Source organism: Methylobacterium sp. J-001, assembly GCF_022829565.1.
Lineage (GTDB): Bacteria > Pseudomonadota > Alphaproteobacteria > Rhizobiales > Beijerinckiaceae > Methylobacterium.
In genome coordinates this window covers 35,943-59,625 of sequence record NZ_JAKSYN010000029.1, presented here as the reverse complement: position 1 = coordinate 59,625, position 23,683 = coordinate 35,943, and the positions used below count along the sequence as shown (strand labels likewise).

General features: G+C 70.8%; 25 protein-coding genes and 1 tRNA gene. 15 read left to right on the top strand and 11 right to left on the bottom strand.

The window, feature by feature from the left end; all coding sequences use genetic code 11:
* Nucleotides 1-23 precede the first annotated feature (23 nt).
* The 5 genes from MKK65_RS02810 to MKK65_RS02790 all read right to left on the bottom strand — a co-directional run bounded on the left by MKK65_RS02810 (nt 24) and on the right by MKK65_RS02790 (nt 3,025).
* Nucleotides 24-437 (bottom strand): hypothetical protein, encoded by a 414-nt coding sequence (locus MKK65_RS02810; RefSeq protein WP_279596478.1) that lies wholly within the window; start codon nt 435-437, stop codon nt 24-26.
* 182 nt (nt 438-619) lie between these two features.
* Nucleotides 620-1,342, bottom strand: a complete 723-nt coding sequence (locus tag MKK65_RS02805) for a carbonic anhydrase (RefSeq protein ID WP_409565354.1) — start codon at nt 1,340-1,342, stop codon at nt 620-622.
* A 254-nt stretch (nt 1,343-1,596) separates the two neighbouring features.
* Nucleotides 1,597-2,001, bottom strand: a complete 405-nt coding sequence (locus MKK65_RS02800) for a thiol-disulfide oxidoreductase DCC family protein (RefSeq protein ID WP_058191021.1) — start codon at nt 1,999-2,001, stop codon at nt 1,597-1,599.
* Nucleotides 2,002-2,245: 244 nt separating this feature from the next.
* Nucleotides 2,246-2,321 (bottom strand) — tRNA-Ile (locus MKK65_RS02795).
* 38 nt (nt 2,322-2,359) lie between these two features.
* A complete protein-coding gene (locus tag MKK65_RS02790) occupies nt 2,360-3,025 on the bottom strand; it encodes a DNA-3-methyladenine glycosylase family protein (RefSeq protein ID WP_243955129.1) in 666 nt (221 codons plus the stop codon).
* 239 nt (nt 3,026-3,264) lie between these two features.
* Between MKK65_RS02790 and MKK65_RS02785 the strand changes: the two genes are divergently transcribed.
* The 3 genes from MKK65_RS02785 to MKK65_RS02775 all read left to right on the top strand — a co-directional run bounded on the left by MKK65_RS02785 (nt 3,265) and on the right by MKK65_RS02775 (nt 4,491).
* Nucleotides 3,265-3,822 (top strand): metallophosphoesterase, encoded by a 558-nt coding sequence (locus MKK65_RS02785; RefSeq protein WP_058191050.1) that lies wholly within the window; start codon nt 3,265-3,267, stop codon nt 3,820-3,822.
* A 54-nt stretch (nt 3,823-3,876) separates the two neighbouring features.
* Nucleotides 3,877-4,179 carry a hypothetical protein gene (locus MKK65_RS02780; protein WP_243955128.1) on the top strand — a complete coding sequence of 101 codons (303 nt, stop codon included), beginning with the start codon at nt 3,877-3,879 and terminating at the stop codon, nt 4,177-4,179.
* Nucleotides 4,180-4,251: 72 nt separating this feature from the next.
* Entirely contained in the window at nt 4,252-4,491 is a 240-nt protein-coding gene (locus MKK65_RS02775) for a hypothetical protein (protein WP_058191019.1), read from the top strand.
* A 205-nt stretch (nt 4,492-4,696) separates the two neighbouring features.
* Here MKK65_RS02775 and MKK65_RS02770 read toward each other — a convergent pair whose 3' ends face one another.
* A complete protein-coding gene (locus MKK65_RS02770) occupies nt 4,697-5,446 on the bottom strand; it encodes a sigma-70 family RNA polymerase sigma factor (protein WP_243955127.1) in 750 nt (249 codons plus the stop codon).
* Between the two features lie 273 nt (nt 5,447-5,719).
* On the opposite strand from MKK65_RS02770, the gene MKK65_RS02765 reads away from it, so the two are divergent.
* The 6 genes from MKK65_RS02765 to MKK65_RS02740 all read left to right on the top strand — a co-directional run bounded on the left by MKK65_RS02765 (nt 5,720) and on the right by MKK65_RS02740 (nt 11,836).
* Nucleotides 5,720-6,901, top strand: coding sequence for a YihY/virulence factor BrkB family protein (locus tag MKK65_RS02765; RefSeq protein ID WP_243955126.1), 1,182 nt, complete (start codon nt 5,720-5,722; stop codon nt 6,899-6,901).
* Between the two features lie 293 nt (nt 6,902-7,194).
* A complete protein-coding gene (locus tag MKK65_RS02760) occupies nt 7,195-7,647 on the top strand; it encodes an acyltransferase (protein ID WP_243955124.1) in 453 nt (150 codons plus the stop codon).
* A 218-nt stretch (nt 7,648-7,865) separates the two neighbouring features.
* Nucleotides 7,866-9,167 (top strand): LarC family nickel insertion protein, encoded by a 1,302-nt coding sequence (locus tag MKK65_RS02755; RefSeq protein WP_243955122.1) that lies wholly within the window; start codon nt 7,866-7,868, stop codon nt 9,165-9,167.
* Nucleotides 9,164-9,979: an adenine nucleotide alpha hydrolase gene (locus MKK65_RS02750; protein ID WP_243955120.1), complete on the top strand. Its 816-nt coding sequence runs from the start codon at nt 9,164-9,166 to the stop codon at nt 9,977-9,979. The genes MKK65_RS02755 and MKK65_RS02750 overlap by 4 nt, the downstream gene beginning before the upstream one ends.
* Nucleotides 9,976-10,656, top strand: coding sequence for a nickel pincer cofactor biosynthesis protein LarB (larB, locus tag MKK65_RS02745; protein WP_243955118.1), 681 nt, complete (start codon nt 9,976-9,978; stop codon nt 10,654-10,656). Before MKK65_RS02750 ends, larB begins: the two co-directional genes overlap by 4 nt.
* 55 nt (nt 10,657-10,711) lie before the next feature.
* Nucleotides 10,712-11,836 carry an aldo/keto reductase gene (locus MKK65_RS02740; RefSeq protein WP_243955115.1) on the top strand — a complete coding sequence of 375 codons (1,125 nt, stop codon included), beginning with the start codon at nt 10,712-10,714 and terminating at the stop codon, nt 11,834-11,836.
* Nucleotides 11,837-11,852: 16 nt separating this feature from the next.
* On the opposite strand, the gene MKK65_RS02735 is transcribed toward MKK65_RS02740, so the two are convergent.
* Both MKK65_RS02735 and MKK65_RS02730 read right to left on the bottom strand, forming a co-directional pair.
* The gene (locus MKK65_RS02735) at nt 11,853-14,126 is read right to left on the bottom strand and encodes a xanthine dehydrogenase family protein molybdopterin-binding subunit (protein WP_243955113.1); all 2,274 of its coding nucleotides are present in this window, start codon (nt 14,124-14,126) and stop codon (nt 11,853-11,855) included.
* Between the two features lie 144 nt (nt 14,127-14,270).
* Nucleotides 14,271-14,816, bottom strand: coding sequence for a PepSY domain-containing protein (locus MKK65_RS02730; RefSeq protein WP_243955111.1), 546 nt, complete (start codon nt 14,814-14,816; stop codon nt 14,271-14,273).
* 221 nt (nt 14,817-15,037) lie between these two features.
* On the opposite strand from MKK65_RS02730, the gene MKK65_RS02725 reads away from it, so the two are divergent.
* The 3 genes from MKK65_RS02725 to MKK65_RS02715 all read left to right on the top strand — a co-directional run bounded on the left by MKK65_RS02725 (nt 15,038) and on the right by MKK65_RS02715 (nt 16,972).
* Nucleotides 15,038-16,276, top strand: a complete 1,239-nt coding sequence (locus MKK65_RS02725; protein ID WP_201025712.1) for a pyridoxal-phosphate-dependent aminotransferase family protein — start codon at nt 15,038-15,040, stop codon at nt 16,274-16,276.
* 108 nt (nt 16,277-16,384) lie between these two features.
* The gene (locus MKK65_RS02720; RefSeq protein WP_243955109.1) at nt 16,385-16,672 is read left to right on the top strand and encodes a hypothetical protein; all 288 of its coding nucleotides are present in this window, start codon (nt 16,385-16,387) and stop codon (nt 16,670-16,672) included.
* A gap of 51 nt (nt 16,673-16,723) precedes the next feature.
* Nucleotides 16,724-16,972, top strand: coding sequence for a hypothetical protein (locus tag MKK65_RS02715; RefSeq protein WP_058191009.1), 249 nt, complete (start codon nt 16,724-16,726; stop codon nt 16,970-16,972).
* Nucleotides 16,973-16,984: 12 nt separating this feature from the next.
* Here MKK65_RS02715 and MKK65_RS02710 read toward each other — a convergent pair whose 3' ends face one another.
* A complete protein-coding gene (locus tag MKK65_RS02710) occupies nt 16,985-17,749 on the bottom strand; it encodes a 3-hydroxyacyl-CoA dehydrogenase (protein WP_243955107.1) in 765 nt (254 codons plus the stop codon).
* A 304-nt stretch (nt 17,750-18,053) separates the two neighbouring features.
* On the opposite strand from MKK65_RS02710, the gene MKK65_RS02705 reads away from it, so the two are divergent.
* The gene (locus tag MKK65_RS02705; protein WP_243955105.1) at nt 18,054-18,788 is read left to right on the top strand and encodes an SGNH/GDSL hydrolase family protein; all 735 of its coding nucleotides are present in this window, start codon (nt 18,054-18,056) and stop codon (nt 18,786-18,788) included.
* Nucleotides 18,785-19,162 carry a hypothetical protein gene (locus tag MKK65_RS02700; protein ID WP_243955103.1) on the top strand — a complete coding sequence of 126 codons (378 nt, stop codon included), beginning with the start codon at nt 18,785-18,787 and terminating at the stop codon, nt 19,160-19,162. The genes MKK65_RS02705 and MKK65_RS02700 overlap by 4 nt, the downstream gene beginning before the upstream one ends.
* A 17-nt stretch (nt 19,163-19,179) precedes the next feature.
* On the opposite strand, the gene MKK65_RS02695 is transcribed toward MKK65_RS02700, so the two are convergent.
* Nucleotides 19,180-20,052, bottom strand: a complete 873-nt coding sequence (locus MKK65_RS02695; RefSeq protein ID WP_243955102.1) for a LysR family transcriptional regulator — start codon at nt 20,050-20,052, stop codon at nt 19,180-19,182.
* Nucleotides 20,053-20,140: 88 nt separating this feature from the next.
* Here MKK65_RS02695 and MKK65_RS02690 point away from each other — a divergent pair, with 88 nt between their 5' ends.
* Nucleotides 20,141-21,115: a quinone oxidoreductase family protein gene (locus MKK65_RS02690; RefSeq protein ID WP_243955100.1), complete on the top strand. Its 975-nt coding sequence runs from the start codon at nt 20,141-20,143 to the stop codon at nt 21,113-21,115.
* A 115-nt stretch (nt 21,116-21,230) separates the two neighbouring features.
* Here the strand turns inward: MKK65_RS02690 and MKK65_RS02685 are convergent, their stop codons facing one another.
* The gene (locus MKK65_RS02685; protein ID WP_243955098.1) at nt 21,231-23,483 is read right to left on the bottom strand and encodes a cyclic nucleotide-binding domain-containing protein; all 2,253 of its coding nucleotides are present in this window, start codon (nt 23,481-23,483) and stop codon (nt 21,231-21,233) included.
* Between the last annotated feature and the right edge of the window lie 200 nt (nt 23,484-23,683).

The following is a 23,683-nucleotide window of genomic DNA, read 5'->3' as shown; positions in this document are numbered from 1 at the left end:
CTCGGCGGCCCGCTTCATCGGGGTCAGGCTCGGGGCGGCTCGGGCGGCGGCGTCTCGGTGAGGCTGGCGAAGCCCTCGGCGCGGCGAGCGAACGCGGCCGTCCCGGTGGCGAGCGGCACCGGCAGGCCGATCCCGGAGGGCGGCAGGGAGGCGAGGCCAGCCAGGCATAGGGCCATCAGCGGGCAGCCCTTGAGGCAGCCCTTCGCGCCATCGGCAGGATGGTCCGCCAGCGTCGCAGCCTCGGGCGGGCAGCAGGGCATGGCGTCAATCGCCGCCACGTCCATCAAAGCCATCGCGGGGCCATGCTCGTGCAGCACAGGAGCCTGATCCGCCTGGACCATCGGCGCATGCATGCCGGCGACCGCCGCCGGGGCGGCGACCGGTGTCAGGGCAAGGCTCAGAACCGCCAGGAGCGGAAGCAGCCGCCGAAGGGCCAACCAGAGGATCACAGCGTTAGGATGCCAGCTTTCGCGGCTGGGCGGAAGCGCTTCGGTGGATGTTCGGCGCGACCGAACCGGGGCCGATCGCAGCAGCCCGGAGTCAAGGACGGGCGCCCGCGGGCGGCTCGGCGCATGTCGGGACGGAGGTCGCTCGCCGGCGAAGCGGGCGAGCGACCTCGCTACCCTTCGTTGAAGAAATCCACGTTGCCCGTATCCAGGCTGTAGGCGGCGCCGACCACGCGCAGCTTGCCGGTCTTCTGAGGGTCGGTGAGAAGCGGCTCGGCGGCCGAGCGCAGGCGCATCACCGTGCGATCGACGTTGGCGCGGACCGCGTTCTCCACGAGGTCGCCCGGCTTGTCCCGGACCGTCAGGACCGCGGGCACGATCGGCTCGATCATCTGGCCGATGGCTCCCGGGAAGGTGGTGTTGTTCCGGACCACGCTCACGGCGGCCTCGACGGCCCCGCAGCGACTGTGGCCCATCACCAGGATCAAGGGCACGCCGAGCTGCGCCACGGCATACTCGATCGACCCCAGCGCCGTCGTGTCGACCGTGTTGCCGGCATTGCGCACGATGAACAGCTCGCCGAGGCCGCGACCGAACAGGATCTCCGGCGAGACACGGCTGTCGGAGCAGCTCACCAGCACGCAGAAGGGCGTCTGCCCGAGCGCGATTTCGATGCGGCGCTCACGCCCCTGAGCGGAGCGCACCGGCGAGTCGGTGAGATAGTTTGTGTTGCCGTCCTTGAGCGCCTGGAGCGCCTGATCCGGCGTCATGTCGGTCTTCTTGGTGCTCGGCGCGGCAGCCCGGGCCGGGTGCGGCGTCGTCATCGCGGCGATCATCCCCGCGCCGAGACTGCAGCCGCATCCGAGAAGGTGCCGACGGCTCAGCATGTGCGTCATCGCGTTTCCCCTGGCCATCCCTGACGCCATCAGTGCGCGCGCCGGATGAGAGCCACACTGGCAACGATCCGGTCCCGATGGCCAATCCAGTCTTGGCCGCGCAAGGCCGCTTCCCGTGACATCATCTGCGTTTGTTACGCGGTCGGTCACAGGTTCGGCCGCATCGCGCGCCGGAGAGGTCTCATGAAATCGGGCTCCCGGAGATCCGCTGCGCGTTCCCGCAGTCATCGTCCGCGGAATGCGAAGTCACGGGTTCAGCGGTGCCGGCGGGCGACCAGCCGTGCCAGCCGTGGCCGCAGGGGCAGCGACAGTCGATAGGCCGCCTCCGCCAGCGGCAGGACGAGGGGCAGCCCGAAGACGCGCACCTCGACGAGGCGGCTGAGCCAGCGCCAATTCGGCAGGACCCGCCACAGCCGCGCGAACGCCGCCGCGCCCGACACCAGCCGACCGTCGGCGCCCCGCACGTGGAAGCGCCGCAGCGCGTCGCCCCGATCGAGATCCGGCCCGAGACCGACCTGCGGCGCGTCGCGCCCGACATCGACGAAGGCGATCCGCTCCGCCCCCCGGCAGTGCTGATAATGGCCGATCTCGGCCCGGCAGAGGGGACAGCCGCCATCGTAGTAGACAGTCAGGTCGGAGCCCATCGGATCAGTGCTCATGGTTTGCAGGGCGACGCCGCGCCCCGCGCCCGAGGCAGGAAAGGTGCGGTCGTCCGCGACCGGGTTTCGGTGCGGACTTCGAGGGAACGCCGGAGTGCCCGGATCGCCGCGTGAGCGGACGCTGTCTCAGGGTCGCAGATCGTCCGGCCTGTGGTCATGGGAGGCCGTGCGAGGCCGCGAGAGCTGGGGTGCGGGCCGGGCCGGGCCGGAAACCCTGTCGTGCGCTGGTCCTTGGCAAAACGGGTGGTGGGCCCGGCAGGACTCGAACCTGCAACCAGACCGTTATGAGCGGTCGGCTCTAACCATTGAGCTACAGGCCCTGCGCCCGCGAAACGGATAGCCGATCGGGGGACGTCCGTCACCCGGATTCCGTCGTAGAGCGGGGACGCCGGAGGCGGCGGGTGGGGAGGCTTGGCGGCTCGGCCGGGGTGGTGTCCTTGATGCGCCACAGGTAGCGGGCGAGGATCGAGCGGTAGGGCGCGAATGGGGCCGCGAGGGCGCGCGTGTCGGTGCCGCCGGTGAGCCGGCGCAGGCAGCTCACCGCCGCGACATCGCCCTCGGGCCAGATGTCGGGATCGTGGAAATGGAAGATGCCGACCATGTCGGCGGTCCAGGGGCCGACCCCGCGGATGCCGCACAGGATCGCGGCGCGCTCGGAATGGGGCAGGCCGACAAGCCCAGGGCCGAGCAGGCCCGCCGCCTCGGCGGCGACGATCGCCTGAAGGGCACGGACCTTGTTGCCAGAGATCCCGCAAGCCCGCAGCAACGCTGGGTCGCCGACCTCGAATAGCCCGCGTGGGCTCCAACCCGCCGCCGCCGCGGCGGCCTCGACCCGCGCCCAGATCGCCGCCGCGGCCCGGGTGGAGAGCTGTTGGTTCACGACCTCGACGAACAGCCGGTCGGCCACGCAGGCCTGCAACGGCGGCTCGATCCGGAGCGGGCCGGCCTGCCGGATTGCGGCTTCCAGAGGCGGATGAGCGCGGGCGGCGTCGAGCAGGTGCGCGTAGGCGGCAGGGTCGAGCATCGCGGCCAAGATAGGGAGGGGCCCGAGCGCCGGGCAATCGGGTGCGGCCTCAAGGCCTTCGACCAGGGTGCGCCGCCGCTTCGTCCCGAAAGCCCCGAAGCCACCGTCCGGGACGATGCTCCGTTCCGTGAGCCGCGGCCACGATGCCGCGCAAGCCTTGCCGGGCGCTCGCGCCGGTCCACCTCGGAGCGGCGCCGGATGCGACGGTGGGTTTGGACGGGACTCGCGGATTCGGCCTCATGGCGATCTTCTTCATCGCGGACACGCATTTCGGCGACCCGCACATCCTCCGCCATCGCGGGGCGCGGTACGACAGCATCGCGGCGCATGACGCGGCCCTGGTCGACGCCTGGAACGCTGTGGTCGGTCCGGAGGACATGGTCTGGCATCTCGGCGACTTCGCCGCGGGGGCGAGCCGCGAGCATTGCGCCGCGATGTTCGCGCAGCTCAACGGCATCAAGCGCCTGATCCGGGGCAACCACGATTCGAACCGCGTGCTCGACCTGCCCTGGGCCGAGCCCCCCATGGAGAGTGCCCGGATCTCGGTCCCGGACGCGCGGGGCCGGGAGCACCGTCTGTTCCTGTCGCATTACGCGCACCGGGCCTGGCCCGGCCTGTGGCGGGAGACCCGCCATCTCTACGGCCACAGCCACGGCTGGCTGCCCGATACCAGCCGCTCCTGCGATGTCGGGGTCGATGCCTGGGACGACCGCCCGATCGCCATCGACGCCATCCTGGACCGCCAGGACGCGGCCGAGCTGGTCCCGGAGGAGATCGCCCGCCACGGGCTGCGCTGACCTCCGCGGCGCATGCGCTATGTCAGAGGCGATCGAAGACCGCGCGAGGCCGCCATGACCGTACCCCCTGCCCCGCTCGACTGGGCCGCGACAGCTACGAAAGCCGCCGCGCAGGCCGCCGTCGAACTCGGCCTCGGAAGCGCCGCCTTAGCCGGCCTGGACGCGCAGGCCTGGGGGCGGATCCGCGGGCGCACTGCCGAGATCCTGGCTGTGCAGGGCAGCCCCCTGCCGCCGGATTGGGAGCGCGCTCTGGCCCGGGCTCTGGGCCGCGCCGACGCGGATGAGCTGGCCCGCGACGAGGCCGACACAGTCCTCGCCGAGAAGGGCGAAGTGTTCGCGCCCGAGGACGACGCATAGAACTGGGGGCTGCCTGAGACTTCCTGGCGCCGGGTGGTTGCCGTCGCGCCCCTCCAGACCGATGTAGGCGGGATGCCACAGCCCGACCATCAGCGCGCCGCTCCGAGATCCGCGCCCCGGACCGCCCCCGCGGCCCTGCGGGTATTCCCGGTCGCGAGCGGCGCCCCGGCCCTCGACGCGCAGACACGGATGCGGCTCGGCCGCCAGCTGCAAGCGCTCTATGATCCAGTGATCGACGAGGCGCTGGATCCGAGGCTGGCGGAACTGCTGCACCAGCTCGACGCGGACCGGGCGGACGACGCGACGCGCTGACGCGTATGTCTCGAAGGGGCTCCCGTCGGTGGATCGGGGGGATGTCACACCGACGGGAGCTGAGCCGGGACGACGGATCGACCCAACCCGCCCTATGTCGCCCGGGAATCAGCCCGGGCGCCTTCACTTAAGTCAAATTTTTGGGTGAATACAGAGGCGGATCCACTGAAGACGGGTATTCACCGGTGGATACCCTCAGGGCCCGTCAGGCCGTGGTTCCCGTCACCGACAGCATCACCCCGTCGTTGCCGATCTCGGCTCCGGTATAGCCGAGCATGCGGGCGAGCTGCTCCCGGGCGCGCCAGACCCGGCTCTTCACCGTGCCGATTTGGCAGTTCATGACGGCGGCGGCTTCCTCGTAGCTCAGGTTCTCGATCGCCACGAGGACCAAGGCCTCCCGCATCACCGGCGCGAGACGTTCGAGGGCGGCGCGTACGTCCTGGAGGTCGAGGTGGCCGCCCTGCTCGGGCACGCTGGTCAACCGCTCGGCATAGCTGCCGTCGGTGTCGGCAACCTCACGGCCGTGCTTGCGGTGCTGGCTGTAGAACACGTTGCGCAGGATCGTGAACAGCCACGCCTCCAGGTTTGAGCCGGGGGTAAAGCCGGCGCGCCCACGCCAGCCGCGCAGCAGCGTGTCCTGCACCAGATCGTCGGCCGCAGCCGGATCGCGGGTCAGTGAAACGGCGAAGCGGTGCAGGGCCGGGACCACCTTCAGCAGGCCGGCCCGGAACGTGGCCTCCCGCTCGCCCGCGTCCAGATCTTCATCCTTGGCGAGCGCAGCGTCGAGTCGCGCCAGCAGGTCGGCAAAGCGATCCGAGGCAGCCCCCGGGGTCAGGCCGACCCGATCGTAGGTGAGGCCGAGCAGGGCTCCGAGATGGATGCGGACCGACTCCGGCAGGCCGTGCCGGACGTCGCGGGCCGGATCGAGCAGGGGATGGCCTTCTATGTCGGGCATCAGGTCCGGGCGTCGGCGAACGGGCCGGTCGTGCCCGTCGAAACCGCTTGTGGCGTGCTTGCGTCGCCCTTGCCCCAACATGGGTTAGAACCCGCCGCATCGACGGTGAAACCGGTTCAATACAAGCAAGACTGCGGCACTGAGGACTGGATGCTGCCCTGGATCACAACAGCCCGGCGAACCGGGACCGTGCCGCGGCGTTCCCCTCTGGGATCTGTGGGCCGTCGGGGGGCGGATTGCAGGCGATCCGTGACTCCGTGCCGAGGCGTAGCGATGGCTTTTCCCGATCCAGACCGCAGCGTGACCCGCGAGCCCGGGGGGGCGGCCTCAACGGTCTGGACCCTGGCCCTCGCCACCGCGCTCGTCGGCTTGGTCGCGTTCCCGCGCCGGGCGGCCGGCCCCGCCGGGCCGCAAGCGGATGCGCGCCCCCGGCCCGCCTTCGCGGGTTCCTCGGCGCACGAGCCTTCGCCCACGCATGAGGGCGACGACGCGAAGGCGGTCGCCCAAACCCAGGCCGATCGTGGGCGGGGCGCCAGCCATCCGGCCGAGATTCCCGCCAAGGGCTGGAAAGACATCGCGCTGCGCACCTATCGCGACATCGGCGAGAACCGACTGCCGCTGATCGCGGCGGGCGTGACGTTCTTCACCCTACTGGCGATCTTCCCGGCTGTGGCGGCGCTGGTCTCCTGCTACGGCCTCGTAGCCGACGCCTCGACCATCAACGATCAACTTGCCAGCCTCCAAGGCATCATGCCCCAGGGCGCCCTCGACATCCTCGACGATCAGGTCAAGCGCCTGAACGAGAAGGGCAACACCGCGCTGGGCTTGAGCCTGATCGTCAGCATCGCCCTGTCGGTCTGGAGCGCCAATGGCGGCGTGAAGCACGTCTTCGACGCGCTCAACATCGTCTACAACGAGCGCGAGAAGCGCAATTTCGTCCTGCTCAACGTGGTCTCCCTCGGCTTCACCGCGGGAGCGCTGGCCTTCCTGATCCTGGCTCTGGCCGCGGTCGTGGTGCTGCCTGTGGTGCTGACTTATGTCGGGCTCGGCACCGATGCGTGGTGGCTGACCCTGGTGCGCTGGCCGGCGCTGCTCGTGGCGGTCCTGCTCGGGCTCGCCATGCTCTACCGCTACGGCCCGAGCCGGGACGCGCCGCGCTGGCGCTGGGTGACGCCCGGGGGCGCATCGGCCGCCCTGCTGTGGCTCGTCGCCTCGCTGCTGTTCTCCTGGTACGTCGCCCATTTCGGCAGCTACAACAAGACCTACGGCTCGCTCGGCGCGGCCATCGGCTTCATGACCTGGATCTGGATCTCCACCATGATCGTGCTCGCCGGCGCCCAGCTGAATGCCGAGATGGAGCACCAGACCGCCGAGGATACGACGGTGGGCGAGCCTCAACCGCTGGGCACGCGCCGGGCTCGGATGGCGGATTCCGTGGGGGCCGCCGCCGCGTGAGGCAACCGGCGCACCGCTCGCCGTGATCGGTGCGTTGCCGGTGCCTCGCCCGGATGCGGAGGCGCGGAACCCGGGCGCGCGGACGAGGGCGCCGATGTTGACGCGCGACCTGATGCGCTCGCCCGGGGTGTCGTTTCTGGAATAATATTTGATTGTACCGTTGCATCATCGGCGGTCGGAGATGGGCTTCTAAATTGCTGGCGCCTTATTTATTCCGAATATTCGTCTTCTTTGTTTTGAGCATATACAATCAGCTGCCAAATTTTTACGTGCTGAACGGTGTCCGATGTGCGTTGCTGCGCACTATTGGCGTTCGAATCGGGGCAAGATCCCATATTTCAAGTCCGCTCGTTTTCGAGCAAAGTCTCAGCGAAGAGACGGTACGCGGCCTTACGATCGGGTATCAAACGTTTGTCAATTCCGAAGTCCGGTTTGCGTGCCGAAATTCTCGGATCGCGATCGGCAATCGATGCATGATCGGTCCCAGGGTAAGCTTCGAAACATCGACCCATAATCTTGTGATTGAAGATTTTCATGATCGTGTCGATGAGACGCGTCTGACTTTCCATAGAGACATCGTCGTGCGCGATGGGGTCTGGATCGGGGTCGGCGCCATCATCTTGTGCGGTGTCACGATCGGAGAGCAATCGATCGCTGCGGCCGGTTCAGTCGTAACCAGAGATGTGGAGGCGGGAATATTGGTCGGCGGTGTTCCGGCGAGGATGATCAGGCGGATCGTCGCGTAGCGACATCAAACGTCGCGCCGGAGTCCCCGGTTTCGATCGGGTGCCCCATCCTGGGCCGTGCCCATGCGGCGACTCGCGCGGCACCGGCGGATTGAAGGCCCGGCCCGGACCCACGGCGATACGCCGCGTCGCCGGATCGGGGCCGTGTCCCTTGCCTTGGGCTCGCGGCGGCCGATCTGAGCAGCATCACGATTCCGGTTCGGGCTCACCGACACACTATGCACATTCACCTCGACGCGCTCGGCGGCGTGGCCGGCGACATGTTCGCTGCCGCGCTGCTGGATGCCTTTCCCGAGCATCTGGATGGCGTGCGCGCCAGCGTGCGGGCGGTCGATCCGCGCATCGCCTGCGCGGCGCCTGCGCAGAATGATGGCATTCTGCAGGGCTCGCGCTTCGCGGTCTCGGCCCCCGGGACGGAGGCGGCTCCCGCGCCGCACCGGCACGGCGGCCCCGCGGACCACCATCACGATCATCACCACCACGATCACCCGCACAGCCATGCGCACGAGCCGGCGCATCATGGCCACCGGCCCTGGTCCGAGATCCGCGCGGAGCTGGAGCGGGCGGAGCTCGCGCCGGCCGTCCGGGCGCATGCGCTCGCCATCTTCGGGCACCTCGCCGACGCTGAGGCCCGGGTTCACGGCATCGCGGTCGACGCGGTGGCGTTCCACGAGGTCGGCGCCTACGATTCGATCGCCGACATCGTCGCCGCCGCCCACCTGATCGCTGCGGTGGACGTGCGGAGCTGGAGCGTCTCGGCCCTGCCGCTGGGTTCCGGGCGGGTCCGGACCCAGCACGGTCCCCTGCCGGTGCCGGCCCCCGCCACCACGCTGCTGCTCGAAGGCTTTCCGACCCTCGACGACGGGATTGCGGGCGAGCGCGTGACCCCCACCGGCGCCGCGATCCTGCGCCATCTCTGCGGCCTCGAGCCCGGGCGCGGCCGGCCCTCCAGCACGATCGGGCGGAGCGGCATCGGCTTCGGCACGAAGGTCCTGCCGGGCCTCAGCAATTGCCTGCGCGTCTTGGTACTCGACGAGGCAGCCGCATCCCGGCCGGACCGGAGCGAGCTCGCCGTCCTCGCGTTCGAGATCGACGATCAGTCGGGCGAGGACCTGGCCATGGGCCTCGACCGCCTGCGCGCGGAGCCCGGCGTGCGCGACGTCGTGCAGATGCCGGTCCTGGGCAAGAAGGGCCGGATGATGGCCCATATCCAGGTCCTGGTTCAGCCCGAGAGCCTGGAGGCGGCGATCGCCGCCTGCTTTCGCGAGACCACCACGATCGGGCTGCGCCACCACCGGGTCGCGCGCGCGGTGCTCGACCGCGAGGCCGTGACGGTCGCGCCGGAGGGGCACTCGGTCCGGGTCAAGGTGGTCGACCGGCCGGGCGGGCGCACCGCCAAGGCCGAGGCCGACGACGCTCTGCGCCAAGCGGGCCAGGCCGACCGGGCGCGCCTGCGCCGCGAGGCCGAGGCCCTCGCCCTGCAACAGATCACGCAAGAGTTCACGAAGGAGGAGCGGTGACGCGCGCGCATCTCGAAGCCGTGCTGGCGGAACTCGGGCCCGTCGCGGTGGCGGTAAGCGGCGGGGTCGACAGCCTGACGCTGACCACCCTCGCCCACCGGCTGGCGCCGCGCGCGGTCCTCGTGGTCCACGCGGTCTCCCCCGCCGTGCCCGGCGAGGCGACCGCGCGGGTCCGGGCCGAGGCCGCCCGGGAGGGCTGGGACCTGCGGGTGATCGAGGCCGGCGAGTTCGCCGACCCGGCCTACCGGGCCAACCCCGTGAACCGCTGCTTCTTCTGCAAGACCAACCTGTACGGGGCGATCCGGAGCGTCACCGAGCGGCAGATCCTGTCGGGTGCCAATCGCGACGACCTCGGCGAGTACCGCCCCGGCCTCGACGCCGCCCGGGAGCACGGGGTGCGCCACCCCTACGTGGAGGCGGGTCTCGACAAGGCGGCCGTCCGGGCGCTCGCCCGCGACCTCGGCCTCGGGACTGTGGCGGACTTGCCGTCCGCGCCGTGCCTGTCGAGCCGGGTCGAGACCGGCATCCCGATTGAGCCGGAGACCTTGGGCTTCATCCACGCGGTCGAGCGGCTGGTCGGGGGCGCCCTCGACGCCGGTACGGGGGCCAAGCGGGCGGTCCGCTGCCGGGTGCGCGCCGAGGGCGTGGTGGTGGAACTCGACCCCGGCAGCCTCGCCGCCCTCGACCCGAAGAGCCGCGAAGAACTCGGGGCCGGCATCCGGGAGATCGCGCCGCCGCGTCTCGCCGGCCCGGTCCGGTTCGCGCCCTACCGGGTCGGCAGCGCCTTCCTGACCGGAGCCTCCCCGTCATGAGCGTTGCGGACGAATTCACCCTCGACTTCGCCCGGCCCGAGCGGATCGGCCTGGAGGAGGCGATCTTCTGCGCTGGCAAGAGCCCTGAGCAGATCGACGCGATCCTGGTGGCCGCCGGGGACCGGGGCGCCTCCCTGCTCCTGACCCGGCTCGACCCGGAGAAGCGTGACCGGCTCGGGGCCGCGGGGCGGCTCGATTACTGCCCGGTCTCGCGCACGGCGGTGTTCGGGCAGCCCCCGGCCGTCGCCGGTCCGGCCCGGGTCGCCGTCGTTGCGGCCGGGACCTCGGACGTCCCGGTCGCCCGGGAGGCCCTGCGCACGCTTGGCTATGCCGGCCGGGCCGCGACGCTGTTCGCCGATGTCGGCGTCGCCGGCCTGTGGCGGCTGACCACGCGACTGGAGGAGATCCGGGCGCATCCGGTGGTGATCGTCGCCGCCGGCATGGATGCGGCGCTGCCGAGCGTGGTCGGCGGCCTCGTGGCCGGCGCGGTGATCGCGGTGCCGACCTCCGTGGGCTACGGCGTCGCCGCGGGCGGGCGTGCGGCCCTCGACGCCGTGCTGGCAAGCTGCGCCCCTGGGATCACGGTGGTCAACATCGACAACGGCTACGGGGCGGCCTGCGCCGCCCTGCGCCTGCTCAACGCGGCGAGCCGCCTCGCCCAGGAGGCCGAACGATGATGTCCCGCCACCCGTTACCGCACGAACCCCAATTCTTCCCGAACGGAGATATCCGATGGAACGCCGCAGCTTCCTCCAAGGCGCCGTGCTCGGCGCGGGCATCACGGGAACAGGCCTCGCAGGCGCCGGCAGCGCAGGTGCGGCCGTGAGCGTCCCGCCGCTTCCGAACACCCGGCCGCAGGACCCAGCCGACCTGCCGCTGATCTCCGATCCGGGCGAGCGCCGGGGCGAGATGCTCTATCGCACCTTCGGGCGAACGTCCGAAAAGATCTCGGCGATCGGGATGGGCGGGTTCCACCTCGGCAAGAGCGCGGTGACCGACGACGAGGCGACCCGGCTGATCCATGCCGGCGTCGATCGCGGCATCACCTTCATGGACAATTGCTGGGACTACAACGACGGCCGCTCCGAGCTGCGCATGGGCGCGGCGCTGGCCCAGGGTGGCTACCGGGACAAGGTCTTCCTGATGTCCAAGATGGACGGGCGGACCAAGGAAGAGGCGCTCAAGCAGATCGACCAGTCGCTCCTGCGCCTGCGCACCGACCGGATCGACCTCGTCCAGCACCACGAGATCCTGCGCTACGACGACCCGGACCGCGTCTTCGCGGAGGGCGGTGCCATGGAGGGCTTCCTGGAAGCCAAGAAGCAGGGGAAGCTGCGCTATATCGGCTTCACCGGCCACAAGGACCCGCGCATCCACCTGCAGATGCTGGCGGTGGCGCAGGAGCGCGGCTTCCAGTTCGATTCCTGCCAGATGCCGCTCAACGTGATGGACGCGCATTTCCGCTCGTTCGGCCATCTCGTGCTGCCGCACCTCGTGGCCGAGGGCATCGCACCGCTCGCCATGAAGACCTTCGGCGACGGGGTGATCCTGAAGGCCGACGCGCCGATCAAGCCGCTGGAATACCTGCACTTCTCGCTGAACCTGCCGGTCTCGGTTGTGATCACCGGCATCCAGAACCAGCGCGATCTCGACCAGGCTTTCGAGGCGGTGAAGACCTTCAAGCCGATGGACAAGGCGACGGTGGCCGAGCTGCTGTCGCGCGCGAAGCCCTACGCGCTGGAGGGCAAGTACGAGCTGTTCAAGACGAGCGCGACCTTCGACGGCACCGCCAAGAACGCCGCCTGGCTCGGCGAGGACGTGCAGAGCGTGAAGAAGCTCGCGCCGACGATGGAATAGTCGCCGGCGCCCGCCCTCAAGCCACATCCTCCAGCCGGATCGGCAGCTTGCGGATCCGGCGCCCGGTGGCGTGGTGCACGGCGTTGGCGATGGCCGCGTTGACGCCGATGATGCCGAGCTCGCCCAGGCCCTTAAGGCCGAGGGCGTCGACCTGATCGTCCGGGTCCGGCACCAGCAGCGCCTCGACTTCCGGGGCGTCGGCCGAGGTCGGGACGAGATACTCGGCGAGATCCGGATTGCGGTAGGCGGCTCCGTCCAGCACGGTCTCTTCCAGCAGCGCCGAGCCGAGGCCCCAGATCATCCCGCCGGTGAGCTGGCTCCGGGCGGTCAGCGGGTTGAGGATCCGCCCCGCCGCGAAGGCGCCCGTGAGCCGGGCCACCCGGATCTCTCCCGTCTCACCATGGACGTGGACCTCCGCGAACTGGGCCCCGAAGCCCCAGGAGACCGAGCGCCCGCCCCCGCCGAAGGCCAGCCCGATATGGCCCTGCCGCAGGCTCGCCAGCGCCTTCTCCCGGTCGCCGCCCGCGGGCACGAACTCGGCCAGCGTCTCGACCCCCGCGGGGCCGATCGCGTCGGCCAGCGCGACGCCGGTGCCGTCCGGGGCTGAAAGCCGCCCGCCCGCCAGCGACAGGGCGCCCGGGTCCTGCCCGGCGAGCCCGCCGCCGGAGGCGGTCGCCGCCCGGGCCAGGTTCTCCCGGATCTGATCGCAGCCCAGCGCCAGGGCGTTCATCAGGCTCGTGGTCGTGCTCGACCCGCCCGAGATGCCGGCCGCCGGCAGCGCCGTGTCGCCGAGTCGGACCGTGACCCGCTCCACCGGCACGCCAAGGCCCTCGGCGGCGCCCATGGCGAGCAGCGTGGTGATGCCGTTGCCGATCTCGTGATGGGCGCAGGCGACCTCCGCGGTCCCGTCCGGGTTCAGCCGCACCCGCATCGTCGCGGCCGCGATCTTCACCGGCCGCACCGAGGCCGCGCAGCCCAGTCCCACCCGCCAGGGCCCGTCCCGCATCGTGCCCGGGCGCGGTGCCCGGCGGCCCCAGCCGAAGGCCCGCGCGCCGGCGTCGAAGCAGGCCATCAGCGGCCGGGTCGAGAACGGCTTGCCGGAGACGGGATCGATCGGGGTGTCGTTCAGCCGCCGCAGGGCGATCGGATCCATCCCGAGGGCCACGGCCGCCTCGTCGACGGCGCTCTCCAAGGCGAACAGATAGGGCACCTCCGGCGGCGCCCGCATCGGCCCCGGCGTGTTGCGATCGACCCGCACCGCCCGCTCCTCGGTTCGGATCGCCGGGCAGGCGTAGAGGCTAGCGGTGACCTCGGCGCCTTCCATGACGAACGGATCGAACCGCGACGTGACCGTCTCGGCCTCGTGCACCAGGGCGGTGAACCGGCCGTCGCGGTCGGTCCCGAGCCGGATGTCGTGACGCGATTCCGGCCGGTAATTGGCGATGGTGAAGCATTGCCGCCGGGTCGGGACCAGCGAGACCGGCCGGCCGAGACGTCTGGCCGCCAGGGCGACCAGGGCCGTGTGCTGCGACAGGGCGAATTTCGAGCCGAAATGGCCGCCGATCAGCCCGGATACGACCCGAACCTGCGCGGGGTCGAGGCCGAGCTGCGCTGCGAGCCCGTGCTGCACGGCGCCGACATAGCGGGTCGGCTCGTGCACGGTGAGCCTGTCGCCGTCCCAGGTGGCCCGGGTGGTGAACAGCTCGATCGGGTTGTGGTGCTGGACCGGGGTCTCGTAGCGCGCCTCGACCCGGATGGCGGCGTTGCGCCATGCGGCCGCGGCGTCGCCCCGGGCGATATCTTCGTGCTGAGCCTTGAGGTCCGCCAGCCGGACGGTCTCGGCCCCGGGCGCGTCGAACCCGCCGGCGGCGGGCTCCTCCGCGTAGGAGACCCGAACCGCACCGGCGGCCTCCTCGGCCGCCTCCTGGGTCTCAGCCACAACCAGGGCTACGATCTGGCCCGCATAGGCCACCGCGTCGGAGTCCAGCGGCCGGTGCGAGCTGTTGGCGTAGCCGCCGGCCATCAGGTGCTTCACCGGCGCCACCGCCCCGGCGAACGCCCGGTGGGTGAAGATCCCCAGCACCCCCGGCACCCGCTCGGCGGCGCCGAGGGTGAACCCGGTGACCCGGCCCCGGGCGACGGTGCTGGTGACCAGGGCGGCATGGGCCATCGTTTCGGGGCCGGTCCGGTCGGAGGCGTAGAGCGCCCGTCCGGTCACCTTGTCGGGGCCCTCGACCCGGGTATGGGCCGTCCCGAGGATTTTCTGGGTGGCCTGCGTACCTGATTCCATGTTGGCGCTCCCGATCCGCAGTCTCGTCCGGGAGCAATCGCCGAGGCGGCCGCCCGGCTCCGCGTCCGAGCGCCGGGGCGACACCATGCAGCGGCGGGGCAGTTTTGGCGCTGCCCCGCCGCTTCGGATGGTGATCCTACAGGATCAATCGACCACCTTGCCGTCCGGGCCGACCTTGACCGTCTGCTCCTTGTCGGCGCCGGCCACCTTGATCTCGTACTCGACCGCGGAGCCCTCCTTCTCGACCTCGGCCTCGTAGGCCTTACCGCCGCCCGCCTTCTGCTCGGCGATGACCAGCGCGTCCTTGAGCGAGGTCTTGGCGTTCTGGAAGTCGGCGGGCTTCAGCCGGGTGAAGTAGCGCTCGATCGGCTGGTTCTCGGTCTTGTACAGGGCGCCGGTATCGGCGTTGATGCCGTATTCCACCAGCTTGCCGCTCGGGTAGACGACCTTGATCGCGTAGTGGGCCGGGTCCTTGCTGCCTGCCTTCTCGAAATCGGCGTCGATGGCGCGGCCGCCCTTCTCGTCCCCCTGCGCCTGGGCTGTGGTCAGCGCCTGGGCAAGGCCGACCTTGGCGACCTTGGCGACCTGCCACTCCTTCAGGTTGCTGTCGGTCTGGGTGGCGGTCTGGGCCAGGGCGAAGCTCGTGGAGAGCGCGAGCAGGCCGGCCGCGGTGGCAAAGCGTTTGATCATGGCGGGTTTCCCTTTGCGGGTTCGATCTTGGTGGCTTGGGTCTTGGGACCGAGAAACGCCGAGGCCCGGATGAGGTTTCCGCCGATGGGAAAAAACGCACCGCTTGATCGGAGGGCCGCGGATCCCTAGCACCGCTCCCAACCGCGACATGGCCCGAAGCGACATGGCCAGAGGATTGCGTCGCCCCGCCCGGAATGCGCGACAACGAAGGAAGACAGCCCGTGCTCGATCAGATCGGCGAGATCGACCCGCCCCAGCGGCTCCTGATGGGGCCGGGCCCCGTCAATGCCCATCCACGCGTGCTGCGCGCCATGTCGGCCGACCTGCTCGGGCAGTTCGACCCCGAGATGACCGCCTATATGAACGAGGTGATGGCGCTCTACCGCCCGATCTTCGGCACCGAGAACCGCTGGACATTCCTGGTCGACGGCACGGCGCGGGCCGGGATCGAGGCGGCTCTGGTGAGCCTGGTCGCCCCCGGCGAGCGGGTGCTGGTGGTCAATTTCGGCCGATTCGGCCTGCTGCTCACCGAGATCCTGGAGCGGGTCGGCGCCGTGGTCGAGACGGTGGACGCGCCGTGGGGCGAGGTCGTGTCCCTGGAGGCGATCGCCGCCGCTGTGGAGCGCTTCGGCCCGAAGGTCGTGGCCACCGTCCACGGCGACACCTCGACCACCATGGCCCAGCCCCTTGACGGACTCGGCGCGCTCTGCCGCCGGGCCGGCGCCCTCTCCTATGTCGACGCCACCGCGACCATCGGGGGCATGGAAATCGCCGCCGACCGCTGGGGCGTCGACGTGGTCACCGGCGGCCTGCAGAAATGCCTCGGCGGCCCCTCGGGCTCGTCGCCGATCACCGTCTCGGCGGCAGCGGCCGAGCGGATCTTTTCCCGGCGCCATGTCGAGCACGGCATCCGCCGGGACGACATCGACGACGGCTTGGGCGTGCGGATCGGTTCGAACTACTTCGACCTCGCCATGATCATGGATTACTGGTCGGAGAAGCGGCTGAACCACCACACCGAGGCGACCACGATGCTCTACGGCGCCCGGGAATGCGCCCGGGTGCTGTTGGGCGAGGGGCTGGAGGCCTGCCACCGCCGGCATGCGGCCGCCGGGCGCGCGGTCGCGGCGGGCATCCGGGCGATGGGGCTCACCGTGTTCGGCGACGACCGGTACCGGATGACCAACGTCACCGCGCTCCACATCCCGGACGGGATCGACGGCGAGGCGGTGCGGCGCCGGATGCGAGAGGATTTCGAGATCGAGATCGGCACCGCCTTCGGGCCGCTGGCCGGTAAGGTCTGGCGGATCGGCGCGATGGGCTACAACGCCCGCAAGCACAAGGTGCTGATCACCCTGGGCGCCCTGGAGGCGGTCCTGCGGGCGGAAGGCTTCTCCGTCCCGCCGGGCGCCGGCGTCGCGGCGGCCCTAGCCGCCTGGACCGAGAGCGCGGCCGCCTGACCGCGGCGCGTCCCGGGATCGACCTTACCGGCCGCGGGAGCGTATGGCTGGCCCGAGGCGTCGCCCGTCACCCGGATGGTGCGGCGGCCTGATCCCGGGAGACCGTGCATGCCCGACACGCCAGAAGCCGGCGCACCGCCCCAGGTTGACGGCGGCATCGAGGCGCCGGTCGTCTATTTCGAGTCCGTCTCGGCCTTCGGTGTCGGGGCGGGGATCGGGCGGATGACCCTGAAGATGGAAGTCTACGAGCCCACCACGCCGGGTGCCCCGTCGCGGACGCGGCGGCGCCTCGTCGCCCATCTGCGCGGGCCGCTGCCCGCCTTCGAAGCCCTGCGCAGCGCCGTCAACCAGATGGAAGCCATGCTGACCCCGCCCGCCGGCGAGCGGCCGAATTGAAGCCTGCGGTCGCGCAGACCGGAAGCCGGCGCCACCCCCACGGAGCAACTCATGAACGCCAACGAGCCGGAACCGCTGGACGACTTCACCCGCGTGCACGCGAAGCTCTCCGCCCTGGAGATCGTCCTGGGCGTTCTGATCGGCCGCCTGTCCGAGGAGAACCCGGAGATCCGCGAGGACGTGAAGCGCGATGTCGCCGCGATCCTGTCCGACATGCCGATCGAGGGCCCGAGCGAGGAGCTGATTGTCACCGAGGTGCGCCGGGCCGCCGCGCTCCTGACCAGCGTCTCGATCGGCTGAACCGACTTCGCTTCAGCGGGGCGGCATCCGCAATGCCCCATCGAGGCGGATCGTCTCGCCGTTCAGCATCGGGTTTTCACAGATGTGCCGGACGAGGTCGGCATATTCCGACGGGCGGCCCAGCCGCGGCGGGAACGGCACGTTCTGGCCGAGCGCGTCCTGCACCTCCTGGGACATCCCCGCCATCATGGGCGTCTCGAAGATCCCCGGCGCGATGGTGACGACCCGAATGCCGTGGCGGGCCAGCTCCCGTGCGATCGGCAGGGTCATGGAGACCACGCCGCCCTTCGAGGCCGCGTAGGCCGCCTGCCCGATCTGACCGTCGAAGGCGGCGATCGAGGCGGTGTTGACGATCACGCCCCGGGATCCGTCCGCGTCCGGTGCCTCCCGGGCGATCGCTGCGGCGGCGAGCCGGATCATGTTGAACGTGCCGACCAGATTGACCGACACCGCCCGGGCGAAGCTGTCGAGCCGGTGCGGACCGTCGCGGCCCACTACCTTCTCCCCCGGCGCGATCCCGGCGCAGTTGATCAGCCCGTGCAGGTGCCCGAACGCGTCGAGCGCCGCCTGGACCGCCGCCTGACCGTCCGCCTCGCTGGTGACGTCTGTGGCCGCGAAGCGCACCTGCGCGCCGAGTTCCGCCGCCACCCCGGCCCCAGCCTCCCGGGCGATGTCGGCCACGACGACGCTGGCGCCAGCCGATACGAGGCTGCGCGCCACCGCGGCGCCGAGCCCCGAGCCCGCACCGGTGACGATGTAGACGCGATCCTTGATCATCCTGGCTCCCCCGGCTCGTTGGAGCCCCGGCGTAGCGCGGGATCGTGAAGTCCGGAAGGCTATTCCGTCAGCTGAGCCGTTGACGTGTGAAAAATTCCCACATATGCAGGATGAAGTCATCGTGCGCTGTTATGCAGAGTTCTGCTTGCCGTGCTGTCGATGATCGAAAGTAAGCACATGTTTCTGCCGCCGTAACACCAGGACATCTGGCCGGCGGCACGGTCACGACACGGTTCACGCCACATCCCCGCGCCCGGGCAGCAGCCCCGGCGCGACCGATCCCTCATGCCTGTTCGGGACCGCCATGTACGCACCCTGGATCGCGACGGCTGCCCGGCATTGGCGACACGGGCGGTGCGTTCGAAACCGCCTGACCGAGCGCGGCCCGGCTCTGCGCGCGGCGCTTCGCAAAGCCGGGCCGCAGAGCGTGATCCTGGCCGGCAACTCGCATGTCGAGTTCCTCGGGGCGCCGGATTGCGGTGGCCGGCCCTGCATCAATCTCGGCATCGGCGGCAGCACCGCCGCCGATTGCGCGGCTTTTCTCGCGGACCTGCGAGCGCCGATGCGCTGCGCGGCCTCGGTGCTGATCATCGGCACCAACGACATCCTGCGCTGGCGGCATCCGGAGCGAGCCTCCACCGAGCGCCGGTTCGAGGCCGAGGTCCGGCGCATCCTGCGGATCCTGGAGGTCTGGTCGGCGCAGGTCTTCGTCGCCGCAATCCCGCCGATCGGCGCCTGGGCGACGGGCCGGGATCCCACCGCCGTCGCGGCCTTCTCGGACCGCCTCGAAGCGCTCTGCCGGGCGGGCGGCCACAGCTTCTTCGACCCGTTCGCGGCCCTGCGGGACGGTGGCTCGGGGCTCGCTCGCACCGGTCTTCATCCGGATGGCGTGCATCTGGCGGATTATACCGGACTGGCCGCCGAGCTGGTCCGGCTGGTCGCCATCAGCTCGGTCTCGCCTGCACCCCGGATCCGCCCGGCGATCCCGATGGGCAGCCTCCGAGCGCTCCACGCCGCGGCCTGGGGCGTCCGCCCGTGACGTCCCGGATCGTCCGCGACGCGATCGGTCTTCGATTCGGGATCCTCTCCTCCCGAAAGTCGGAAGCCACCGTGCGGGATGATGCGCAGGCGCCCGGACCGCGCCGACGCGGCGCCCGCCATCCCGTGCGCTTGTGGCCCGCGGACGAAACCCTCTGGCTCCACGAGAACGGCGCCTGGCGCCCCCGCGCGGCCCGGCACGCCCTGCGTGCCCTGGCCTCGCTCGGCCGCAAAGGCCGCTACGCCGCGCGACCGGATGGTGGCGCCAAGATCATCACCGGGCCGGTCAGCGCCTTGGCACTGCCGGATGCCGAGGCCGAGATCCGGTTCGTCTTCCGCGTCACCCCGCTCGGCTATGGTGAGGCCGATCTCTGAAGGCTCCGCGCGCCGACCTACTCAACCTGCGCGCCGACCGGGCATCCCTGGCCGATCACCCGGGCTAGAAAATCCATCGCCGCGCGGATCACGGGCGACCGTTTCAGGTCGGGATAGGTCACGAGCCAGACATCCCGGGACGGCGGCTTTGGCTCCACCGGGAGGTGGACCAGCGTCGGGTCGCCATCTCCGAGGAAGCGGGGCAGGACGACGGCGCCGAGGCCGGCCCGGGCCGCCTCCTTCTGGCCGAACAGGTCGCTCGCCTGGAACACGATTGGTCGGCCCGCCAGCAGGCTCCGCAGCCACGCCTGCTGCGGGACGTGCTCCAGGACGGGATCGTAGCCGATGAATGTCCACTCCTCCGGGGGCGTCGCCGCTTGGTCCGGGGTCGCGTAGAGCCCGAACCGCATCACGCCGATCCGGCAGATCAGGAGATCCGGATCGTCGGGGCGGCTCAGGCGCACGGCGATCTCCGCCTCCCCGCGGTCGAGCGCCGCGATCCGGGCGGCGCCGGACAGGACCAGGGTGATGCCCGGTTGCGCACGGTGGAAGCCTGCGACCTGCGGGGCGATGAGACGAGCCGCCAGGGCGGGCGGCGCGCTGATCCGGACCGTGGCGACCGGCGATGCCGCGTAGCCCCGGGCGCGGCGCTCGATCGCCTGCACGGTCCCGGCGATTTCGGCGGCCAGGGCCGCGATGGCGATCCCCTCCGGGGTCAGCGAGACCCGGCGCGGCAGGCGCTCGATCAGCCGCAGCGCCAGGGCGTCCTCGAGGGACGCGACCCGCCGGCCGATCGTCGCGTGATCGACGCCGAGGTCCCGCGCCGCGGCCGAGAGCGAGCCGGCCCGGGCGAGGACCGCGAAGTGGTGGAGGTCCTGCCAATCGACCATCGGTGAAGTTTCGCGCGGGATCCGTGAAGAGATCCCGAATTCTCGCGCAGATCAAAACGCGGTTCTCTGCCCGGGCAGGAGGTGGACCATGACGACAGCGATGATGATGGCCGGACCCGGCGGGCCGGAGGTCTTGACGGCGACCGAGATCGACCTCGGCGAGCCCGGCCCGGGTGCGGTTCGCATCCGGCACTCCGTGATCGGCGTGAACTTCGTCGATATCTACTTTCGAACCGGCCTCTACCCGCTCGACGCCTATCCGGCGGTGCTGGGCTTCGAGGGGGCCGGGACGGTCGAGGCCGTCGGTCCGGGGGTCGCGATGCTGAAGCCCGGCGACCGCGTCACCTATCACGGCCAGCCGATGGGCGCCTATGCCGCGGCCCGGATCCTGCCGGCGGAACGCCTGGTGCGGCTGCCCGACGCCCTGCCCGACCACATCGTCGGCGGCACGATGCTGCGCGGCCTGACCGCCCATATGCTGCTGCACAAGGTCCGCGCCGTCGGACCCGGCGACTGGATCCTGGTCCACGCCGCCGCCGGCGGACTCGGACAGATCGTCACCCGCTGGGCCAAGCGCCTCGGCGCGCAGGTGATCGGCACGGTCGGCTCCGAAGGGAAGCGGGCGCTGGCGCTGGAGGCCGGGGCCGATGTGGTGCTCCTGCACGAGGATGGCGACTGGGCGGAGCGGACCCGGGTCCTGGCGGATGGGCAGGGCGTGCATCTGGCGATCGACGGCATCGGCGGCGGCATGCTGGCCCGGACCTTCGCGGCGGTCCGGCCCTTCGGCATGGTTGCAAGCCTCGGCCAGCCGGCCGGGCCGATCCCGCCGGTCCGCGTCGAGACTCTGGGGAGCGGCCGTCCGGTCGCCCTCATGCGGCCGAGCGTGATCGCCTACGCCAACGATCCGACGCTGTATCAGCGCGGCAGCGTCGACTTGATCGCGGCTCTGCAAGACGGATTGATCAGTCCGATCGGGGCCGAATACGACCTTCGGGATGTGGCTCGGGCCCATGCCGATCTGGAAGGCGGGCGCACCACGGGGCGCGTGATCCTCACGGTTTAGCGCATTATCCCAAGAGACCCCTTCGGTAACCGGTTTCTCCCTGTCTCGGGCGATGGCCTGTGTGCCCCATCACGCCGCCAGGGACGCAGCCCGTGTGTATGGGAAAGATCAAGTCTCAGGTCAGCTCGGCCTCGAGCAGCCGGTTGGTGTCGGCGACCTTGCCGGCGAGTTCCAGGATCAGGAAGCGCTGCAGGGACAGGGCGAGGTCCGGGCGCTCGCGCTCCATCCGGGCCAGCGCGGCCCGGTCGACGCCGACCACCCGGCAGGGGCTCTCGGCGATGGCGGTGGCAGTGCGCTGCCCACCCTGCACCAGCCCGATCTCGCCGATCACCGTCCCGGCCGTGGTGGTGCGGAGGCGCAGGTTCGGGCGGCCGGGCACCTCGATCTCGATGGAGACCACGCCCTGTTCGAGGAAGTACAGGCTGTCGGCCGCCTCGCCCTGGCGGAGCAGGGCCTCCCCGGCCGCCAGGGTGCGGACGGCGAGATACGGCGCGAAATCGGCCGGCGCGAGGGCGCAGCCGAGCCGGTCGGCCATGTGCTCGGCAAACAGCGCGACGGCTCCCTCCCCGCCGGAGCCAACCTCGGTGAGCAGCAGGGTCTCGGCCTCGCGCAGGGCCTCGTCCAGGGTGTCGCGCGTCCGCAGCCGCGGCCCGGCGAGACCGCCGCGCTCGACCTGCTTGCGGGCCGCCGGGCTCAGATGGACCAGGAGCACGTCGAAGCCGCGCTGCTCGGCGAGCTGGCTGATCTTGCGGAACGCGATCAGTGCCGAGCTGTCGAACCCGACGCAATCGCGGAAATCCAGGATCAGGCTGCGCAGGGTACCAGGCTCCGCGGCGGCCCGGCGATAGATCGTCTGGGCGTTGAGGAAGAACAGGTAGCCCTGCAGCGCGTAGATCCGCGTCCGGTGCCCGGATTCGCGCAGCAGCTCGGCGGTGTCGGGGGCGCGGATGATGCTGCTGCGCCGCTCCGCGCCGGACAGCGCCCGGCGTACCGCCGGGATCTGGCCGTACTGGACCGCAAAGATCAGGATCGCCAGCACGACACCGACCAGGAAGCCCACGGTGGCGCCGAACGCAGCGGTCGCCCCGCAGACTGCCAGGGCGATGCTGGTCTCCCAAACCGGGAAGGTTCGGCAGGCGAGCGCGAGGTTGACCAGCAGGCCCAGCCCGATGGCGATCAGGGCGCCGCCGGCGAGCGGGCGGGGCAGCAGCGCCAACGGGCTCGCGCCGAAGACCAGCAGCGCCGCCATCACGGCCAGCGTCAGCCACCAGCCCAGCCAATGGCTGCCGCCGATATTGTGCAGCAGCAGCGTCGAGGTTCGCCCGAAGCCCATGGCGGGGCTGCCGAACAGGCTGCCAAGCAGGTTGGCCGCTCCGGAGGCGACGAACATCCGGTCGATATCGAGCTCGCGCCGCATCTCCAGCTCGACGCTGATGACGTAGAGGATCTGGATGATGACCGCGACGACGATCTCGGTGGCGATCCGCGGCAGGATCGGCAGGAGCAGGGCGGGGTCGAGGGCCTGGAGCGCCATCGCCGCCGGGGCTTGCAGCAGCGATCCCGTGGGCAGGGCCTCGATCAGCCAGCCGGCGGCCTGCGCGGCGGCGGTGTCGATGCCTCGCCAGGCCAAGCCCAGATGTACGACGACGAGGCTCGCCAGGATGACCGTCGGGTAGGTGCCCCAATGCCTGATGCGCCGGGGCAGGTAGAAGGCGCAGAACCCGATGCCGAAGGTCAGGGCGATGCGGCCGAGCATTCCGAGGTCGATCCGGCTCGGGTCGAGCGCCGCCGGATCGAGCAGTCCGTGAATCGCGGCGGTGGGATCGTCGAGATGCGCGCCGATCTGCAGGCCGCTCTTCAGGAACAGCAGCCCGACGCCGCCGAGGAACCCGGTCAGGACCGGGTAGGGCAGGAGCTGCGCCAGCAGCGAGGCGCGCAGCGTGCCGAGCAGCGCGAAGACGATACCGGTGGCGAAGGTCGAGACCCCGCAGGCGACGAGCACGATCCGGCCGACCGTGGCCGGATCGGTCACGCCTGCATCCCGCAGTTCTCCGGCCACCGCGGCCGCGATCGCCGCCTGCACGATCGCGGCCGCCCCGATGAAGGAGAGCGACACCAGCACGGTCCGCCGCAGCGCGACGAAGACGAGGCTGCCCAGCACGTAGGCCGCCAGCATCGCCGACATCCCGGCGACGCGGCTCTCTGCCAAAGGGCCGGAAAAGATCAGCTGCGAGAAGCTGATGAGATCGAGCAGCAGCGCCATGGCGGCGACGGCCGCCGCCGCGATCGTGCGCGCGGTGCGGACCAGCGCCTGGCGCCCCTCGGTCGGCCGCCCGCCCCGAGCAGACGCCATATCGGTGGTGGTCATCGGGACGGCATCCGTATTCCGAAGGTTCGATCCAGGCCGGGACAGCAGATCGCCGGCCGCCGCATACACACGCGCAGCGGAGCGGGGGGAATCGGGCTTGGCCGCAACCTTCTAGCCCCATCGCAGCCCGGGACTTAAATTATCGTGCCGCTGGCCCGGGGCGGATGACGGGCCTGTCCAAATTTCAACCGGTTCTGATG

Bases quoted from the DNA above. Each gene is read 5' to 3' on its own strand.
- MKK65_RS02775 (WP_058191019.1), top strand. From the start codon at position 4,252: ATGCCACAGCCCGACCATCAGCGCGCCGCTCCGAGATCCGCGCCCCGG.
- MKK65_RS02780 (WP_243955128.1), top strand. From the start codon at position 3,877: ATGACCGTACCCCCTGCCCCGCTCGACTGGGCCGCGACAGCTACGAAA.
- MKK65_RS02735 (WP_243955113.1), bottom strand. From the start codon at position 14,126: ATGGAATCAGGTACGCAGGCCACCCAGAAAATCCTCGGGACGGCCCAT.
- MKK65_RS02765 (WP_243955126.1), top strand. From the start codon at position 5,720: ATGGCTTTTCCCGATCCAGACCGCAGCGTGACCCGCGAGCCCGGGGGG.
- MKK65_RS02785 (WP_058191050.1), top strand. From the start codon at position 3,265: ATGGCGATCTTCTTCATCGCGGACACGCATTTCGGCGACCCGCACATC.
- MKK65_RS02690 (WP_243955100.1), top strand. From the start codon at position 20,141: ATGACGACAGCGATGATGATGGCCGGACCCGGCGGGCCGGAGGTCTTG.
- MKK65_RS02800 (WP_058191021.1), bottom strand. From the start codon at position 2,001: ATGAGCACTGATCCGATGGGCTCCGACCTGACTGTCTACTACGATGGC.
- MKK65_RS02740 (WP_243955115.1), top strand. From the start codon at position 10,712: ATGGAACGCCGCAGCTTCCTCCAAGGCGCCGTGCTCGGCGCGGGCATC.
- MKK65_RS02755 (WP_243955122.1), top strand. From the start codon at position 7,866: ATGCACATTCACCTCGACGCGCTCGGCGGCGTGGCCGGCGACATGTTC.
- MKK65_RS02695 (WP_243955102.1), bottom strand. From the start codon at position 20,052: ATGGTCGATTGGCAGGACCTCCACCACTTCGCGGTCCTCGCCCGGGCC.
- MKK65_RS02730 (WP_243955111.1), bottom strand. From the start codon at position 14,816: ATGATCAAACGCTTTGCCACCGCGGCCGGCCTGCTCGCGCTCTCCACG.
- MKK65_RS02710 (WP_243955107.1), bottom strand. From the start codon at position 17,749: ATGATCAAGGATCGCGTCTACATCGTCACCGGTGCGGGCTCGGGGCTC.
- MKK65_RS02705 (WP_243955105.1), top strand. From the start codon at position 18,054: ATGTACGCACCCTGGATCGCGACGGCTGCCCGGCATTGGCGACACGGG.
- MKK65_RS02770 (WP_243955127.1), bottom strand. From the start codon at position 5,446: ATGCCCGACATAGAAGGCCATCCCCTGCTCGATCCGGCCCGCGACGTC.
- MKK65_RS02685 (WP_243955098.1), bottom strand. From the start codon at position 23,483: ATGACCACCACCGATATGGCGTCTGCTCGGGGCGGGCGGCCGACCGAG.
- MKK65_RS02720 (WP_243955109.1), top strand. From the start codon at position 16,385: ATGCCCGACACGCCAGAAGCCGGCGCACCGCCCCAGGTTGACGGCGGC.
- MKK65_RS02715 (WP_058191009.1), top strand. From the start codon at position 16,724: ATGAACGCCAACGAGCCGGAACCGCTGGACGACTTCACCCGCGTGCAC.
- MKK65_RS02790 (WP_243955129.1), bottom strand. From the start codon at position 3,025: ATGCTCGACCCTGCCGCCTACGCGCACCTGCTCGACGCCGCCCGCGCT.
- larB (WP_243955118.1), top strand. From the start codon at position 9,976: ATGAGCGTTGCGGACGAATTCACCCTCGACTTCGCCCGGCCCGAGCGG.
- MKK65_RS02805 (WP_409565354.1), bottom strand. From the start codon at position 1,342: ATGACGCACATGCTGAGCCGTCGGCACCTTCTCGGATGCGGCTGCAGT.